15 protein-coding genes are annotated in these 16,348 nt (G+C 73.7%); 6 read left to right on the top strand and 9 right to left on the bottom strand.

Translation table 11 applies throughout. From position 1 onward, the window contains the following. Positions 1-34: 34 nt before the first annotated feature. A complete protein-coding gene (locus tag J2S66_RS36405) occupies positions 35-919 on the bottom strand; it encodes a methylenetetrahydrofolate reductase (protein WP_310314211.1) in 885 nt (294 codons plus the stop codon). Between the two features lie 138 nt (positions 920-1,057). Here J2S66_RS36405 and J2S66_RS36400 point away from each other — a divergent pair, with 138 nt between their 5' ends. From J2S66_RS36400 to mptB, 3 genes are all read left to right on the top strand, one after another. Further along, a complete protein-coding gene (locus J2S66_RS36400; RefSeq protein WP_310314208.1) occupies positions 1,058-2,125 on the top strand; it encodes a polyprenyl synthetase family protein in 1,068 nt (355 codons plus the stop codon). Positions 2,126-2,128: 3 nt separating this feature from the next. Next, positions 2,129-3,649, top strand: coding sequence for a phytoene desaturase family protein (crtI, locus tag J2S66_RS36395; RefSeq protein WP_310314205.1), 1,521 nt, complete (start codon positions 2,129-2,131; stop codon positions 3,647-3,649). A gap of 223 nt (positions 3,650-3,872) precedes the next feature. Next, on the top strand, positions 3,873-5,345 hold the full coding sequence (gene mptB / locus J2S66_RS36390; protein WP_310314202.1) for a polyprenol phosphomannose-dependent alpha 1,6 mannosyltransferase MptB: 1,473 nt from the start codon (positions 3,873-3,875) through the stop codon (positions 5,343-5,345). Between the two features lie 94 nt (positions 5,346-5,439). On the opposite strand, the gene J2S66_RS36385 is transcribed toward mptB, so the two are convergent. Continuing rightward, a complete protein-coding gene (locus J2S66_RS36385) occupies positions 5,440-5,805 on the bottom strand; it encodes an Rv2175c family DNA-binding protein (RefSeq protein WP_306746960.1) in 366 nt (121 codons plus the stop codon). 185 nt (positions 5,806-5,990) lie between these two features. Between J2S66_RS36385 and J2S66_RS36380 the strand changes: the two genes are divergently transcribed. Further along, positions 5,991-8,129 (top strand): Stk1 family PASTA domain-containing Ser/Thr kinase, encoded by a 2,139-nt coding sequence (locus J2S66_RS36380; protein ID WP_310314199.1) that lies wholly within the window; start codon positions 5,991-5,993, stop codon positions 8,127-8,129. A gap of 70 nt (positions 8,130-8,199) precedes the next feature. On the opposite strand, the gene J2S66_RS36375 is transcribed toward J2S66_RS36380, so the two are convergent. Beyond that, a complete protein-coding gene (locus J2S66_RS36375) occupies positions 8,200-9,591 on the bottom strand; it encodes a class II 3-deoxy-7-phosphoheptulonate synthase (RefSeq protein ID WP_306746962.1) in 1,392 nt (463 codons plus the stop codon). Between the two features lie 63 nt (positions 9,592-9,654). Between J2S66_RS36375 and J2S66_RS36370 the strand changes: the two genes are divergently transcribed. Beyond that, on the top strand, positions 9,655-10,671 hold the full coding sequence (locus tag J2S66_RS36370; RefSeq protein ID WP_310314195.1) for a DUF2891 domain-containing protein: 1,017 nt from the start codon (positions 9,655-9,657) through the stop codon (positions 10,669-10,671). Positions 10,672-10,840: 169 nt separating this feature from the next. Here the strand turns inward: J2S66_RS36370 and J2S66_RS36365 are convergent, their stop codons facing one another. From J2S66_RS36365 to J2S66_RS36355, 3 genes are all read right to left on the bottom strand, one after another. Continuing rightward, the gene (locus tag J2S66_RS36365; protein ID WP_310314192.1) at positions 10,841-11,866 is read right to left on the bottom strand and encodes a 6-phosphofructokinase; all 1,026 of its coding nucleotides are present in this window, start codon (positions 11,864-11,866) and stop codon (positions 10,841-10,843) included. Between the two features lie 111 nt (positions 11,867-11,977). Further along, positions 11,978-12,490, bottom strand: coding sequence for a polyadenylate-specific 3'-exoribonuclease AS (locus J2S66_RS36360; RefSeq protein ID WP_310314190.1), 513 nt, complete (start codon positions 12,488-12,490; stop codon positions 11,978-11,980). Positions 12,491-12,527: 37 nt separating this feature from the next. After that, complete coding sequence (locus tag J2S66_RS36355; protein WP_310315369.1) at positions 12,528-13,271, bottom strand: lysophospholipid acyltransferase family protein; 744 nt, start codon at positions 13,269-13,271, stop codon at positions 12,528-12,530. Positions 13,272-13,467: 196 nt separating this feature from the next. Between J2S66_RS36355 and J2S66_RS36350 the strand changes: the two genes are divergently transcribed. Further along, on the top strand, positions 13,468-13,935 hold the full coding sequence (locus J2S66_RS36350; protein ID WP_310314186.1) for a hypothetical protein: 468 nt from the start codon (positions 13,468-13,470) through the stop codon (positions 13,933-13,935). A gap of 70 nt (positions 13,936-14,005) precedes the next feature. On the opposite strand, the gene J2S66_RS36345 is transcribed toward J2S66_RS36350, so the two are convergent. From J2S66_RS36345 to J2S66_RS36335, 3 genes are all read right to left on the bottom strand, one after another. Further along, complete coding sequence (locus J2S66_RS36345) at positions 14,006-14,938, bottom strand: anti-sigma factor RsbA family regulatory protein (protein ID WP_310314183.1); 933 nt, start codon at positions 14,936-14,938, stop codon at positions 14,006-14,008. 91 nt (positions 14,939-15,029) lie between these two features. Continuing rightward, on the bottom strand, positions 15,030-16,001 hold the full coding sequence (locus tag J2S66_RS36340) for an ROK family glucokinase (RefSeq protein ID WP_310314179.1): 972 nt from the start codon (positions 15,999-16,001) through the stop codon (positions 15,030-15,032). Then, the gene (locus J2S66_RS36335) at positions 15,995-16,348 is read right to left on the bottom strand and encodes a hypothetical protein (RefSeq protein WP_310314176.1); all 354 of its coding nucleotides are present in this window, start codon (positions 16,346-16,348) and stop codon (positions 15,995-15,997) included. The genes J2S66_RS36340 and J2S66_RS36335 overlap by 7 nt, the downstream gene beginning before the upstream one ends.

Raw genomic sequence — 16,348 nt, 5'->3', positions numbered from 1 at the left:
CGGGGTGCCGTCACCACGACACCCCGGCCCCGGCTCACGCCCTGGCGGGCACCAACCCCAGCCGCCCGACGACCTCGCGCGTCGCCTTCGACCGGTTGAACGTGTAGAAGTGCAGCGCCGGCACGCCCTCGGCCAGCAACCGCTCCCCCATCTCCGTCACCAGGTCCACCCCGGCCTCGCGGAACGCCGCCGCGTCACCCGCCAGCGGCTCCAGCCGCCGCGCCACGGCGGGCGGCAGCGGCGCCCCCGACAGCTCCACCGTCTTGGCCAGCGTCCGCGGTGTCGTCAACGGCATCAGCCCCGGCAGCAACGGCGTGTCGCAGCCCACCGCCCGCACCCGGTCGCGCAGCCTCAGGAAGTCGTCCACGTCCAGGAACAGCTGCGCGATGGCGAAATCCGCCCCCGCCCGCAGCTTGCGCACCAGGTACCGGGTGTCCTCGTCCAGGTCGGCCGACCGCGGGTGCCCGTAGGGGAACGCCGACACGCCCACGCAGAAGTCGCCCAGCTCCCGGCACAGCCGGACCAACTCCTCCGCGTACGTCAGCCCGTCGGGGTGCGGCACCCACTCGCCGTTGGGGTCGCCGGGCGGGTCGCCGCGCACCGCCAGGATGTTCCGCACGCCCACCGCCGCGTACCAGCCGATCACGTTCCGCAGCTCGGCCACCGAGTGGTCGACGGCAGTCAGGTGCGCCATCGGCACCAGGGTCGTCTCCTGCACCACGCGCCCGGTGGTCCGGATGGTCCGGTCGCGCGACGAGCCGCCCGCCCCGTACGTGATGGACACGAACGCCGGGTCGAGGGCCTCCAGCTCGCGGATCGCGCGCCACAGCACGGTCTCGTCCGCCGCGTCCCGGGGCGGGAAGAACTCCACGGAGAACACGGGGGAGCCCCCGCTCAGGCGTTCGACCACCGACGTCATGCCACCAGCCTAAAGGCACATCCACAGCGTGGAAGGAGGCTTTCACCAGATGGGACCAGCGGAACAGCAAGCAGGGATCAGCGGGGCGTCCCCCCACCCGGTTGGGCCCCCCGAACCGGCAGAGGCGACGATAGGCGGGTGCCGCTCCACCCGCTGGACCTAGAACTGCCCAAGCACGTCGACGAGGCGTTGGCAGGTTACCTCGCCGACCGCCGGGCCCTCGGGGCCCGCATGGAGGAGAGCTTCACCGGCGCGGTCGACGCGCTGGCCGACTTCGTCCTCGGCGGCGGCAAGCGCATCCGGCCGACGTTCGCCTGGTGGGGCTGGCGCGCCGCGGGCGGCGACCCGGAAAGCCCGGAAGCGGCGGCCGTGCTCACCGCGGTCAGCTCCCTCGAACTGATCCAGGCGTGCGCCCTGGTGCACGACGACCTGATGGACGCCTCCGAGACGCGCCGCGGCATGCCGACCGTGCACGTCCGCTTCGCCGCGCAGCACCGCGCCGAGGACTGGCTCGGCGCGCCCGAGCGCTTCGGCCTGGCCGCGGCCGTGCTGATCGGCGACGTCGCGCTCGCCTGGGCCGACGACATGCTCTTCGCGGCGGGCCTGCCCACCGACGCGCTCCAGCGCCTCAGCCTGCCGTGGCGGGACATGCGCACCGAGATGCTGGCCGGCCAGTACCTCGACGTGCTCACCCAGGCCCGGGGCGACTCCTCCCCCGACGCCGCGCTGCGCATCGACCGCCTCAAGACCGCCGCCTACACCGTCGAACGCCCGCTGCACATGGGCGCGGCCATCGGCGGCGGCTCCCCCGCCCTCGTCGACGGCCTGCGCGCGTTCGGCCGGGACATCGGCGTGGCGTTCCAGCTGCGCGACGACCTGCTCGGCGTGTTCGGCGACCCGGCCGTCACCGGCAAGCCCGCGGGCGACGACCTGCGCGAGGGCAAGCGCACCCTCCTCGTCGCCCTGGGCATGCAGCGCGGCGCGGACGTGCTGCACGAGGCGCTGGGCCGCCCCGACCTGGACGCCGCCACCGTCGACGAGGCCCGCGCGCAGCTCCGCGACGTCGGCGCGGTCGACGCCGTCGAGCGGCGGATCACCGAGCTGACGGCGTCCGCGCTGAGCGCCCTGCACGCCGCGCCCGTCGCCGAACCCGCCGCCGAGCGCCTCGCCGAACTGGCGGTCAGCGCCACGAAGCGGACCCGCTGAACGATGCCCCCACGCACGACGCGGACGCGCACCGTCACCGGACCCACCGACCACGTGGTCGTGGTGGGCGCGGGCCTCGCGGGCCTGTCCGCGGCCCTGCACCTGCTCGGCGCGGGCCGCCGCGTCACCGTGGTCGAGCGCGACGCCGTGCCCGGCGGCCGGGCCGGGCGGCTCGACCTCGGCGGTTACCGCTTCGACACCGGCCCCACCGTCCTGACCATGCCCGAGCTGGTCGACGAGGCCCTGCACGCGGTGGGCGACTCGCTGCGCGACCGGCTCGACCTGCTCCCCGTGGACCCGGCCTACCGGGCCAGGTTCGCCGACGGCTCCGTTCTCGACGTGCACGCCGACGCGGACGCCATGGAGGCCGAGGTGCGCCGGTTCGCCGGTTCGCGCGAGGCGCTGGGCTACCGCGACCTCCGCCGCTGGCTGACCGAGCTGTACCGGGTGGAGCGCGACGCGTTCATCGGGGCGAACTTCGACTCGCCGCTGTCCCTCCTCACCCCCCAGCTCGCCCGGCTCGCCGCGCTGCGCGGGTTCGGCCGCCTCGGCCCGTCCGTCGCCCGGTTCCTGCACGACGAGCGGCTGCGACGCGTCTTCTCCTTCCAGTCCCTGTACGCGGGCGTGCCGCCCCGCCGCGCGCTCGCCGCCTACGCCGTGATCGCCTACATGGACACCGTCGCGGGCGTCCACCACCCGCGCGGCGGGATGCGGGCGCTGCCGGACGCCCTCGCCGCCGCGGCGACCGACGCGGGAGCGGACCTGCGGTACCAGACCCAGGTGGCGTGGCTGGAGCGGATCGGCGGCCGGGTGACCGCCGTGCGCACCACCCACGGCGAGCGCATCCCGTGCGACGCGGTCGTGCTCACCCCCGACCTGCCCGCCTCCTACCGGCTGCTCGGCCACCAGCCGCGCCGCCCGCTGCCGATCACCTGGTCCCCCTCCGCCGTCGTGCTGCACGCGGGCGTGCCGCGCACCTGGCCCGAGCTGGCCCACCACACGATCTTCTTCGGCGACGCGTGGGACCGGACGTTCGACGAGCTGACCCGCCGCGGCACGCTGATGAGCGACCCGTCGCTGCTGGTCACCGCCCCGCCCGACGAGGGTCAGGGCATGTTCGTGCTGGCCCCGGCGCCGAACCTGCGCACCGGCCCGATCGACTGGGAGCGCGTCGGCCCGGCCTACCGGGACGAACTCGTCGGCGTCCTGGAACGACGGGGCCTGACCGGGTTCGGCGATTCGATCGAGGTGGAGCAGCTCGTCACCCCGCGTGACTGGGCCGGGATGGGCCTGGTCGCCGGCACCCCGTTCTCCGCGGCGCACACGTTCGCGCAGACCGGGCCGTTCCGGCCGCGCAACCTCGTGCTCGACAACGCGGTGCTGGCGGGCTGCGGCACCACGCCGGGCGTGGGCGTGCCGCCGGTGCTGATCTCCGGGAAGCTCGCCGCGCAGCGGATCACCGGCCAGGGCGCCGGCTCCCGCCGGCACCTCCCGCTGTCGTCCCGGGTGCACGCGCGCTCCTGACGGGCTCCCCCGCCTCACCCGAACCGGATGAACGCCCACGTCGAATACTCCATGTGGTCACTCGCCCGGGTGAGCGCCACGTGCGAGGATCGCTCCGGGTGTTACGAGCCTGTCACCAGGTTGGACCATCACGTGCCGCTCCCTCCTGGGCTTGTGCAACGATGTTCCCGCGATGGCCGCGACCCCGTCCCCTCCCCGATCGAGCGCCGCACCTGTCGAGCCGGTGCGGTCGTCGGCTACCCAGGCGCGGGATCGACCGGACCCCGGCGGCATCCCCATCCGCACGATCCTGCTGGGCGTGGCCGGCGTCATGCTGGTCGCGCTGGGCGGGACCGGCGCGGGCGCGATCCTCAAGCGCGACCCGCTGCTCACCGACACCTCGCTGAGCTGGATCAGGTACGGCCACGGCCACGACCTGGCCACCGCCGTCCTCTACATCGGCCTCGGCATGGTGATCTGGTCGTGGATCAGGCTCGGCCGGATGGTCCGCAACGGGCACGTGGGCAGCGCCGCCGTGCTCACCGCGATCGTCGCCTGGACCCTGCCGCTCCTGTTCGCGCCACCGCTGTTCAGCAAGGACATCTACAGCTACCTCGCCCAGGGGCAGATCGCGCTCAACGGCCTGGACCCGTACTCGGTCGGCCCGGCGGTGCTCCAGAGCCCGCTGTCGGACAACGTGAGCTGGGTGTGGCAGAACACGCCCGCGCCCTACGGGCCGCTGTTCCTGATGCTCGCCGAGGGCGTCGTCTGGTCCACCGGCGCGAGCGTGATCGGCGGCGTCGTCGTCATGCGGTTCGTGCTGGCGTGCGGCCTGTTCCTGCTCTGCTGGGCGCTGCCGGGCCTCACCCGGCACCTGGGCGGGCGGCCCGCGACCGCGCTGTGGGTGGCCGCGGCGAACCCGCTGATGCTCGTGCACCTCATCGGCGGGGCCCACAACGACCTGCTCATGGTGGGCCTGCTGGCCGCCGGCGTGCTGCTCGTGCTCGACCGCAGGCACGTCCTGGGGCTGGCCGTGGTGACGCTCGCGTTCGCGGTGAAGGCCACGGCCGCGGTCGCCCTGCCGTTCCTCATCCTCGTCTGGGCGCGGCGGCTGCACGGGTCGCGCACGGCCCAGCTCGGCAAGGCCATCGCGGGCGGCGTGGCCGTGTTCGTCGCCGTGTTCGCCGCCACCACCCTGGTCTCGGGGCTGGACCTCGGCTGGATACCCGCGCTCAGCTCGTCGTCCACGATCGTGAACTGGCTGTCGCTGCCCAGCGCGGTCGGCGACTTCGCGCACACCGTGGTCGACTCGTTCGTCCGGGTCGAACCGGGCTGGTTCATGACGATCGCGCGCGGCCTCGGGGCGCTGCTGCTCGTCTACATCGCGTGGCGGCAGTGGTGGGCGGCGCAGGACGGCGGCCCGGACGCGGTGCGGCGGGCCGCGATCACCATGCTGGCCGTCGCGCTGCTGTCCCCCGCCACGCTGCCCTGGTACTTCAGCTGGCCGCTGGTGATGGCGGCGGCGTTCCACTGGTCCGGGACGGCCCTGAAGGCCGGCGCGTTCTTCTCCGTGTGGATGCTGCTGGTCACCTACCCCAACGGCGACACGGCGCTGTACTCGTGGGGCTACCTGGCCTGCACCGCGCTGGTGTCGGCGCTCGCGTGCGCCTCGCTGACCCGACCCGACCCGCTGAAGCTGTCGAGCCGGTACACGTGACCGGGCGCGGGTGAGCACCGGAACGCGTCGTCCGGGCGACCCGGGGTGGGGCCGCCCGGACGACGATCGTCCCGGTCGAGGGGGAGGAGCGTTCCTAGAAGCCCATCGCCTGGGCGCGCCGCTTCACCTCACGGCCGCGGTCGCCGCGCAACGCCTCGATGGGCGTGCCCGGCAGGGTCTCGTCCTCGGTGAACAGCCACCGGAGGATCTCTTCGGTCGAGTAGCCGGAGTCCCGCAGCACCGTGATGGTGCCGGGCAGCCCCTTCACCACGCCTCCGGCGGCGAGGAAGTCGGCGGGGACGACGAGGACCCCGTTCCGGCGCTCCGCGAGGAGTTGACCGTCGCGCAGCAGCTGGTGGACACGGTTGATCGGCAGGCCAAGGCGCTCGCCGACCTCGGGGAGGTCGAGGACCTCGAGGTCGGGAGCCAGCACATCCGCAGCGGCAGGAATCGCACTCACGTGCGTCACGATGCCACAACGCCGGGAGCAACGCCCTGCGCCAACCGGGTGGTGGGGGTGCACCTGCGGGTCACCTCGCGGACACCCCCTGTTTCGTGCGACTTTGACGCGGACCCCACACGCGCGCGTGCGACGATTCGGCACACAGCTCCGATCGGCACCACCCCACCGTACGATCCACGGCTGTGGAAAGGTCGGCGACGAACGTGATCGGCGGGCTGCTCGAACAACGCTACCGGGTCGGTGCCCTGGTGGCCCGGGGCGGCATGTCCTCCGTGTACCGCGGTGTGGACACCCGCCTGGAGCGCGCCGTGGCCATCAAGGTCATGGACCCGAGGTTCTCCGCGGACCCGCAGTTCGTCGCGCGGTTCGAGCGCGAGGCGCGAGCCGCGGCGAAGCTGCACCACCCCGGTGTCGTGCAGGTGCACGACCAGGGCGTGGACGAGGACCGGGTCTTCCTGGTGATGGAGCTGGTCGAGGGCGGCACGCTGCGCGACCTGCTCAACGAGCGCCGCGTGCTCGACGTGCCGCTGGCGCTGACCGTGCTGGAGAAGGTGCTCTCGCCGCTGGCCGCGGCCCACCGCGCCGACCTCGTGCACCGCGACGTGAAGCCGGAGAACGTGCTGATCGGGCGCGGCGGCGCGGTGAAGGTCGCCGACTTCGGCCTGGTGCGGGCGGTGTCCACGGCGGGCGTGACGAGCGACTCGGTGATCCTCGGCACGGTCGCCTACCTCTCGCCCGAGCAGGTCACCACCGGCAACACGGACGCCCGCAGCGACGTGTACTCGGCCGGCGTCCTGCTGTACGAGATGCTGACCGGCACGCCGCCGTACGTGGGCGACAACGCGATCTCCGTGGCGTACCGGCACGTGAACGACGAGGTGCCGCCGGTGCCGGACGTGCCGGCCGAGGTGGCGGAGCTGGTGCGCCGGGCCACCCGCAAGGAGCCCTTCCTGCGGCCCGCGAACGCCGAGTCGTTCCTGGCCGAGGTGGAGGCCGTGCGCGCCCGGCTCGGCATGGTGAGCGCCGACGTGCCGGTGCCCGCCGCGGCGTCGCCCGCCGACCCCGCCGCCGAGGCCGGGCCCTCCGCGGACGGGCGGACCGTCCTGCACCCGATCACGCCCCAGCCGACGGCCTTCGTCGAACCGGGCACCCGGCAGATCCCCGCGCCCGGCCCCGCCGAGCAGACCGTGCGCGTGCAGCCGGTGCGGGTCGGTGCCGCGGTGGGCACGGCGTTCGCCGACCCGACGGTGCCCGTGCACCGGCCCAACCCGCTCGTCACGCCCGCCACCGGCCCGCAGGGCACCCGGGCGATCCCGCGCGGCGCGTTCCAGCCCGTGCCACCCGTCGAGGCGCCCCGGACGGCCCCCAGGCCGAGGCCGCGCCCCCGGCGTGCGCCGAAGAAGAAGACGCCCGAGCAGCTCCAGGCGGAGATGCAGGCGCGCGGCAAGCGCCAGCTCATCACCGTGATCAGCGTCGTCGCGGTCGCCACCCTCCTCGTGGGCGTCACCACCTGGTGGTTCACGATCGGCCGGGTCACCAACGTGCCCGAGCTGGTCGGCCAGCGGGAGGACACCGCCATCGCGCTGATCACCGGCGCCTCGCTCAAGCACACCGTGCGCCGGGAGAACAGCGACACGGTGCCCGCGGGCGAGGTGATCAGCGCCGACCCGCCGGCGGGCACCGAGACCACGCGGGGCGAGCTGGTGCGGGTCGTGGTGTCCGCGGGCAAGCCCGTGGTGCCGCAGGTGCAGTCCGGTGTCGAGGTGGCGGCGGCCGAGCAGGAGATCAGGTCAGTCGGGCTGCAACCGAAGGTCGACCCCACCAAGGAGTCGTTCAGCGACCGCGTGCCCAAGGGCAAGGTCGTGACGCTCGACCCGGCCCCCGGCACGCCGGTGCCGATCGGCTCGACCGTGTCGATCGTGCTCAGCAAGGGCCCCCAGCCGAAGCCCGTGCCGAGCGTCACCGGCAAGTCGAAGGACGAGGCGTTCGGCGAGCTGTCCGCGGCAGGGTTCGACCCGGTGGAGGGGCCGGCCGAGTTCTCCGAGTCCGTCGACGCGGGCAAGGTCGTGCGCACCGACCCGGGCGCGGGCTCGAACGTGTCGGGCACCGACCGGCGGGTGACCGTGTTCCTGTCGAACGCGGTGACCGTGCCGCAGGTCGAGGGCAAGCGGGTCAAGGAGGCCAAGGAGGCGCTGGAGAAGGCCGGCCTCAAGGTGGACGTGCAGTTCAACGGCCGCGACCGGGCCAAGGTCGTCAACCAGTCCGTGCGCGCCGGTCAGCGCGTGCCCAAGGACACCCAGATCACCCTGATCGCGCTCTAGCCGACCCCGGTACGCGCGGCGGCCCCCGACCTCGTGAGGTCGGGGGCCGCCGCGCGTACCGGGGTCGGGATCAGCTGCGCAGCATCTCCGCGACGAGGAACGCCAGCTCCAGCGACTGCTGGGTGTTCAGGCGCGGGTCGCACGCGGTCTCGTAGCGGCCCGCGAGGTCCAGGTCGGAGATCTCCTGCGCGCCGCCGAGGCACTCGGTGACGTCCTCGCCGGTCAGCTCGATGTGGATGCCGCCGGGGTGCGTGCCGAGGCGGCGGTGCACCTCGAAGAAGCCCTGGACCTCGTCGACGATCCGGTCGAAGTGCCGGGTCTTGTAGCCGGTGGACGACTCGTGCGTGTTGCCGTGCATCGGGTCGCACTGCCAGATGACCTGGTGGCCGGAGGCGGTGACCTTCTCGACGATGGGCGGCAGCACGTCGCGCACCTTGCCGTTGCCCATGCGGCTGATCAGCGTGAGCCGGCCCGCCTGGTTGTGCGGGTCGAGGCGCTCGACGTACTCGACGGCCATCTCCGGCGTCGTCGTCGGGCCGATCTTCAGGCCGATCGGGTTGGACAGCAGCTCGGCGAACGCGATGTGCGCGCCGTCCAGCTGCCGGGTCCGCTCGCCGATCCACAGGAAGTGCGCCGAGAGGTCGTACAGCCGCGGCTGCCGCTCGTCGGTCGCGTCCAGGCGCAGCAGCGCCCGCTCGTAGTCGAGCAGCAGGGCCTCGTGCGAGGCGAAGATCTCGGTGGTGTGCAGCGACGTGTCGCTCACGCCGCACGCCGACATGAACCGCAGGCCCCGGTCGATCTCGCCGGCCAGCGCCTCGTACCGCTCGCCCGCCGGCGAGGTGCGCACGAAGTCCTTGTTCCAGTCGTGCAGGCGGTGCAGGTCGGCCATGCCCGCGCTGGTCATGGCGCGCAGCAGGTTCATCGCCGCGGCCGCGTTGGCGTAGGCGCGGATCATGCGACCCGGGTCCGGCACGCGCGCCTCGGGCGTCGGGACCAGCGAGTTCACGATGTCGCCGCGGTAGGACGGCAGGCCGAGCGCGTCGATGCCCGACGAGCGCGGCTTGGCGTACTGGCCCGCGATGCGGCCGATCTTCACCACCGGCAGGCTCGCGCCGTAGGTGAGCACGACGGCCATCTGGAGCAGGGTCCGGATGTTCGCGCGGATGTGCGGTTCGGTGTTGTCCGCGAACGTCTCCGCGCAGTCGCCGCCCTGCAGCAGGAACGCCTCGCCGCGGGCGACCTCGGCGAGGTTGTCGCGCAGCCGGTCGATCTCGGCGGGCACGGTGATGGGCGGCACGCTCTCCAGCACGGCGCGCACGCGGCGCACCTGCTCCGCGTCCGGCCACTCCGGCTGCTGCGCGGCCGGGCGGACCAGCGCGTCGTCGAGCCGGTCGCGAAGCTCGGGCGGGAGGGGCGGAAGCTCGGGAAGCGTGTCCACGGGCACGTCCACGGTCCAGTTCACACGTTAAAGATAGCCGTCCACATGGAGAGACGGACCCGGGTCCGGCTGTGCATGATGTGGCCCATGCCCGACACCCGATTGGATGACGACACTGCGGCGCGCCTGCTGGCGACCGCGGTGGAGAACGTGCGCCGGGACCACCCCGTGCACTGGAACCACGTCGTCTCCTCCGACGCCGACCTGGTCCCGCAGCGGGTGCTGCACCCGATCTTCGCCGGGTCGTTCGACTGGCACTCGTGCGTGCACCAGACCTGGTTGGCGGTCCGGCTGCTGCGGGTGCGGCCCTCCGTGACGGGTGCCGACGAGGCGCGCCGGACGCTCGACGGACTGATCACCCGGGCCAACGCCGAGGTCGAGGCGGCGTTCTTCGACGGGCCGGGCGGCGGGTTCTGGGAGCGGCCCTACGGATGGGCGTGGCTGCTGGTGCTGGACGCGGAGCTGCGCACGTGGGGCTCGCCGTGGGCGGCTGGGCTGGCGCCGTTGAGCACGGTGCTGCGTGACCGTTATCTCGTGAAGGTGGCCGGGTCGCGGCTGCCGGTGCGGACCGGGACGCACGGCAACACCGCGTTCGCGACGGGGCTGGTGCTCGACGCGGCGCGCGCGGTGGGCGACTCGGAGCTGGCGGCGGCGTGCGCGGGGGCGGCGCTGCGCTGGCACCGCGAGGACGCCGGGTACGGCGGGTTCGAGCCGGACGCGTCCGACTTCCTGTCCCCGGCGCTGACCGAGGCCGACCTGATGCGGCGCGTGCTTCCGGCGGACGAGTTCACCGCGTGGTTCGAGGCGTTCCTGCCGGACCTGGAGGAGGCGCGCTGGAAGGTGCTGCGCGAGCCCGTGCCGGTGGACGACCCGGGCGACCCGCACGGCTCCCACCTGGTCGGCCTGGCCCTGTCCCGCGCCTGGCAGTGGCGTGCCGTGGCCGAGGCCCTGCCGCCCGCCCACCGCTACGCCGACCTGGCCCGCACCGCCGCGGCCGAGCACCGCGCCGCCGGCCTCCGCCACGTCTTCGGCCACGGCTACTACGCCGAGCACTGGCTGGGCACGTTCGCCGCCTACCTGCACCTGAACGCCTTCACCCCCTGACCCGGACTTAGGACACACGGGCCCTGAACGCACGACTCGCCCGGCCTGGACTTACGACACGCGCGTGTCGTAAGTCCGGGACCCGCGTGTCGTAAGTCCGGGTCGGGCGTGTCGTGCGTTCAGGCCCCCCGGACCTGGGGTTCGGGGGGCCTGAGCGGGGAGGCGGGGTTTAGCCGAAGAAGACTTCGGCTTCCTGGTAGCGCTCCAGCGGGACGGTCTTCAGCTCGGCGGTCGCCTCGGCGAGCTTGACGCGGACGATGTCCGTGCCCTTCAGCGCGACCATGACGCCGAAGTCGCCCTCGGCGACGGCGTCCACGGCGTGCAGGCCGAACCGGGTGGCGAGCACGCGGTCGTACGCGGTGGGGACGCCGCCGCGCTGCACGTGGCCCAGCACGACCGCGCGGGACTCCTTGCCGGTGCGCGCGGCGATCTCGTCGGCCAGCCAGGTGCCGACGCCGCCCAGCCGCACGTGGCCGAACGCGTCCTTCTCGCCCGAGTGCAGCACCTCGGCGCCGCCCTGCGGGACCGCGCCCTCGGCGACGACGATGATCGGGGCGTACTGGCGCTCGAAGCGGCGCTCCACCCACTCGATGACCTGGTCGACGTTGAACTCGCGCTCGGGCACGAGGATCACGTTCGCGCCGCCGGCGAGGCCGGAGTGCAGCGCGATCCAGCCGGCGTGGCGGCCCATGACCTCGACGACCAGGGCGCGGTGGTGGGACTCGGCCGTGGTGCGGAGCCGGTCGATCGCCTCGGTCGCGATGTGCACGGCGGTGTCGAAGCCGAACGTGTAGTCGGTCGCACCCAGGTCGTTGTCGATGGTCTTCGGCACGCCCACGACGCCGATGCCGTCGTCGGTCAGGCGCTTGGCGACACCCAGGGTGTCCTCGCCGCCGATGGCGATCAGGGCGTCGACGCCGTTCTCCTTGAGCACCTCGCGGATGCGGTCGACACCGCCCTCGACCTTGTACGGGTTGGTGCGCGACGAACCGAGGATCGTGCCACCCCGGGTCAGGATGTCCTCGACGTCGGCGAGCCCGATCGGCTTGGTCAGGTTCTCGATCGGCCCCTGCCACCCGTTGCGGAAGCCCACGATGTCCCAGCCGTGGGCTTCGATGCCCTTGCGGACCACACCGCGGATGACCGCGTTCAGGCCGGGACAGTCGCCACCGCCGGTGAGCACACCAATACGCATTTGCTTAGCCAATCTCTCTCGTGGCGCGGGTCACCCAAGCGTGACACGTGCTGGATCGGTGCAGCAAGGCAGGGTCCACCCACCGGACGTGACGAACGGGAGAACGCCGCGTCAACGCTGGGAGAACCCGCGGCGCAGGCGCTCCAGCTCGATCACCTTCCACCTCGCCAGGTTGTGCCGCGCGTCGGCCAACGCGTCGTGCGCGTCGGCGGGCGGCTGAGGCAGGCGCGGCTTGCCCACGTCCTCCCAGCGCTGCCGGAGGTCGCGGGTGAAGCGCGGCAGGGAGCGGGGCAGCGCGGGCATCGGGCCCCACAGCTGCGCCAGCGCCACGTGGTCGTAGGCCGCGAACCACGCCCACAGCTCGATGTCGTCCCGGTTGGCCTTGGCGCCGCCGAGGAACTCCAGGAGGTCGTTCCTGATCCGCTCCCGGCTGCGCCACACCTGGCTGGAGGGCGGCGGCAGCTGGTTCAGCACGTTCGCCCGCACCCAGGGCCCGGCCTTCGCCGGGTCGAACTCGGTGGACACGGCGTAGAACTCGCGGCCTTCCTCGTCGACCACCCCGATGGAGACGAGGTCGATGGTGACCCCGTCCTCGATGAACTCACAGTCGTAGAAGAACCGCACGCGCACACCCTAGGGGTGCGGTTCGCCGGGGTGCTGGTCAGCCCGCCTTCGTCTCGGGCAGCCGGTCGGGGGGCGCGGGCTTGTCGGCGGCCTTCCCGGCGGAGCCGGGCGCCTCCTTGGCCTTGGCCGCGTAGACGTCCACGTACTCCTGCCCGGACAGCTCCATCAGGGCGTACATGATCTCGTCGGTGATGGACCGCAGCACGAACCGGTCGCCGGACAGCCCTTCGTAGCGGGAGAAGTCCAGCGGCTTGCCGATCTTGATCCGGATCGGGTACGGCTTCCACATCTTCGAGCCGATGGGGTTGGCCTTGTCCGTGCCGAACATCGCGATCGGGATGACCGGCGCGCCGGACTCCAGGGCGATCCACGCGACGCCGACCTTGCCCTTGTAGAGCCGGCCGTCCGGCGAGCGGGTGCCCTCGGGGTAGATGCCGAGCAGCTTGCCCTCGCGCACGATCCGCACGCCGGTGTCCAGGGCCCCCTGGGCCGCCGAGGCGCTCGACCGGTCGATCGGCACCTGGCCGACGCCGGAGAAGAACCAGCGCTGGAAGGCGCCCTTGAGGCCCTTGCCGGTGAAGTACTCGATCTTGGCCGGGAAGGTGACCCGGCGCGACAGCTTGAGCGGGAGGAAGAACGAGTCGGAGACCGCGAGGTGGTTGCTCGCGAGGATGGCTCCGCCCTCCTTGGGGATGTTCTCCGCGCCCTCGATGATCCGGGGTCGGAAGAACAGCTTCAGGAGCGGCCCGAGAAAGATGTGTTTCATCAACCAGTACAGCACCGCTGGGAGCGCCTCCTCGACGTGCTTGATCCCCACGCCAGCCTACGGAGCCGACACCACACGGCACAACGAAGACCCGTGGGGAAGGGGTACGGTCCGTTGATCGGCCACTTGGCGCGATCCGCGACACACCGCGCCGTGGGACGATGGGACCTGGTACCCGCCTGTGAAGGGCCCGGAGGGCTGGAGCACGCCGATGAACTCCCGACGCGACCCGACCGACGGCCCCGAGGACGTGGACGCGACCTTCGCCGAGATCGTGGCGGGGTTGGAACGCGAGGGCGTGGGCAGGCGCGCCTGGTCCGACGACGAGGTGGACGACACCGAGCCGGAGGACGAGGCCGAGCCGGTGAAGCCGACGCGCCCCGAGGGCGGGCCCGCGGTGGCCACCGCCGAGGACGACCCCGACGACGACCCGGACGACCACTACGTGCCGCCGGAGCCGCCGCCGCTGCCCGTGCTGCGGCCGGGGACGATCGCGGCGCTGGTGCTGATCCTGCTGGGCGTGGTGCTGCTGGTCGCACCGGGCCTGTTCGGGTTGACCGGCGCGATCGGGACGCCGTTGGCGCTGGTCGTGATGTGCTCGGGCGCGGGGTGGCTGGTGCTGCGGATGCGCAACGGGCCGCCGCCGGACTCCGGCTGGGACGACGGGGCGGTGCTCTGACCGGCGGCGGCACCCCGACCTGCGGCACCCCGACCTGCGACCCCCGGGCCGGCGGCAGCGCCTCGGGCCGTCAGGAACCCACGGTCAGGCGGATCGTGTAGCCCTCGTCGTCGCGCACCAGCGCCACGTCGCGGCACGTGCGGTGGGTGAGCCACAGGCCGATGCCCGCGCTCGTGGTGTCCGTGGTGGGCACCAGGCCGGCCAGTGGCGACGACGGGCCCGTGCCGCGGTCGGTCACCGCGACGACCAGGCGCGCGCGGCCCGCCCAGGCGCGCACGGACACCGGCGGCTTGCCGTGGCACAGCGCGTTGGTCACGGCCTCGCTGGTCGCGTACACGATGTCGTCGCGCTCGTCCCCGGTCAGCCTGGTGGCCGAGGCCGCTGCGGTCACCGCGTGCCTGGCCTCGGCCGGGGACGGGTCGGTCAGCACCACGGTGGGCGGCACGGCCTGGAGCGGGTCGGGGGCGACGTCGGGCCACGTCCAGGACGCCGAGTACTCGGGGTTGGCGGCGTGCCCGCCGTCCGCGCCCGTCAGGTGCGGGTGGGTGCGCAGCACGTCCACCAGCACGCCCGCCGGGGTCGTGCGCAGGTCGTAGGGGCACAGGCCCCACAGCGGGAACTCGGCGAAGACCTGGTTCACCGCCGCCTCGTAGCGCGCCCACCAGTCCCACGACGCGCCGGTGCCGGGGTGGGGAACGTCACCCACCACGCGGATCTGGGGCGCGCCCGCGTACTCGGCGAACAGCTTGCGGTAGGCGATGATCGCCTCGGTCGGGCGGTCGTACTGCTCGGTGCGCGGCACGAACACGACGCCCGACAGGTCGGACACCGCCTCGCGCAGCAGGCGCTCGTTGGCCGCGCCGCACGCCACCAGCACCGGTTCGCCGTGCGCGACGCCCTCGTCGAGGAAGGGGACGACGAGGTCGCGGAAGCCGGCGTCGCTGCCGTAGAACGCCGTTTCGTGGAAGTAGCCCGCGTGCCCGCTCGGCGCGCCGGTCCTCATGCCGACCCCGACACGTCGGGCGATGACACCGGCCCACAGCCCGGGACACCGCTGGTGCGCATGACGCGACTGTACGCGGAACGCCCGCGGCTCAGCGGGTCCGACCGTTGCGCGCGGTGCGGTCGGCCACGTTCCGGGCGAGCGTCGCCACGCCCACGATGCCCGCGTCGTCGCCGAGCTGCGCGGGCCGGATGCGGGCCAGCGGGCGGTGACCGGCGCCGGTCACCACGGCCGCGTAGTGGTCGCGGGCGTCGTCGAGGAACAGCGGTGCGGACTCCGACACCCCACCGCCGATCACCACGACCTCCGGGTCGTACACGTCCGCGACCAGCGCCAGGCCCTCGCCGAGCCAGCGGGCCAGGTCGGCCACGGCGCGCAGCGCGAGCGGGTCGCCGTCGCGGGCGGCGGCGGCGACGCGCCGGCCGGTGACCGCGCGGGAGTCGCCCAGCGCCTCGCGGGTGAGCAGGGTCGACGCGCCGGGGTGGCGGGCCAGCAGCTCGACCGCGGTGGTGCTCAGCGCCGTGCCGCTGCAGTAGCGCTCCCAGCAGCCGTTCTTGCCGCACGGGCAGGGCCGGCCGCCGGGCACGAGCCGCAGGTGGCCGAGTTCCGGCGCCACGCCGTGCGCGCCGCGGAACACCTCGCCGTCGACGAGCAGCGCGCCGCCGATGCCGGTGCCGATGGCCACCAGCGCGGCCACCCGGGCGCCGCGGGCCGCGCCGAACCGGTGCTCGGCGAGCGCGGCGGCGTTCGCGTCGTGCTCCAGGACGACGGGCATGCCGACGCGGCGGGCGATGCGGTCCGCCACCGGCGCCTGCCGCCACGCCAGGTGCGGCGCGAACCGCACCGTGCGGCGGTCGGAGGCGACGAACCCGGCCACGGCCAGGCCCACCGCCGCCACCCGGTGCCGCGAGGCGACCTCGGCGACGGTCGCGCCGATGGCCTCCTCCAGGGCTTCCTCACCGCTGGGGGTCGCCGCGCGCGCCGTGTCGAGGACCGCGCCGTCGCCGTCGACCACGCCGGCGCGGACGCTCGTCCCGCCGACGTCGACGCCGATGGTCAGCACTGCTGTCCCCGCGCGCGGCGGACCACCGGGATGTGCTGCACGCGCGGCTTCTCCGGGCGCGCCTCCTCCTCGGGAGGGGCGGCCCGCTCGGGTTCGGCGAGCGCGGCGCGCAGCACGGCGATGAGGCCGGCCAGGTGCTCGGCGGCCTTCGAGGCCAGCTCGGAGCCGTCGCCGCGGGCCAGCGCCACGGCGTTGCACACGGGGCACCAGCCGCAGGTGCGCGCGTCGTGCCCGCCGTCACCGGACCGGCCCACGTCCTGCTGGGCGACCCGGTGCAGCCACGGCTGGGCCCTCTCGGCGGCGGCGTCGAGCAGCAGGCGCAGTTCCTCGGCGAGCTTGGTGTCCAC

It is taken from the genome of Saccharothrix longispora, from assembly GCF_031455225.1.
Lineage (GTDB): Bacteria > Actinomycetota > Actinomycetes > Mycobacteriales > Pseudonocardiaceae > Actinosynnema > Actinosynnema longispora.
The sequence above is the reverse complement of the archived record's forward strand: the minus strand, read 5'-3'. Positions and strand labels throughout refer to the sequence as shown.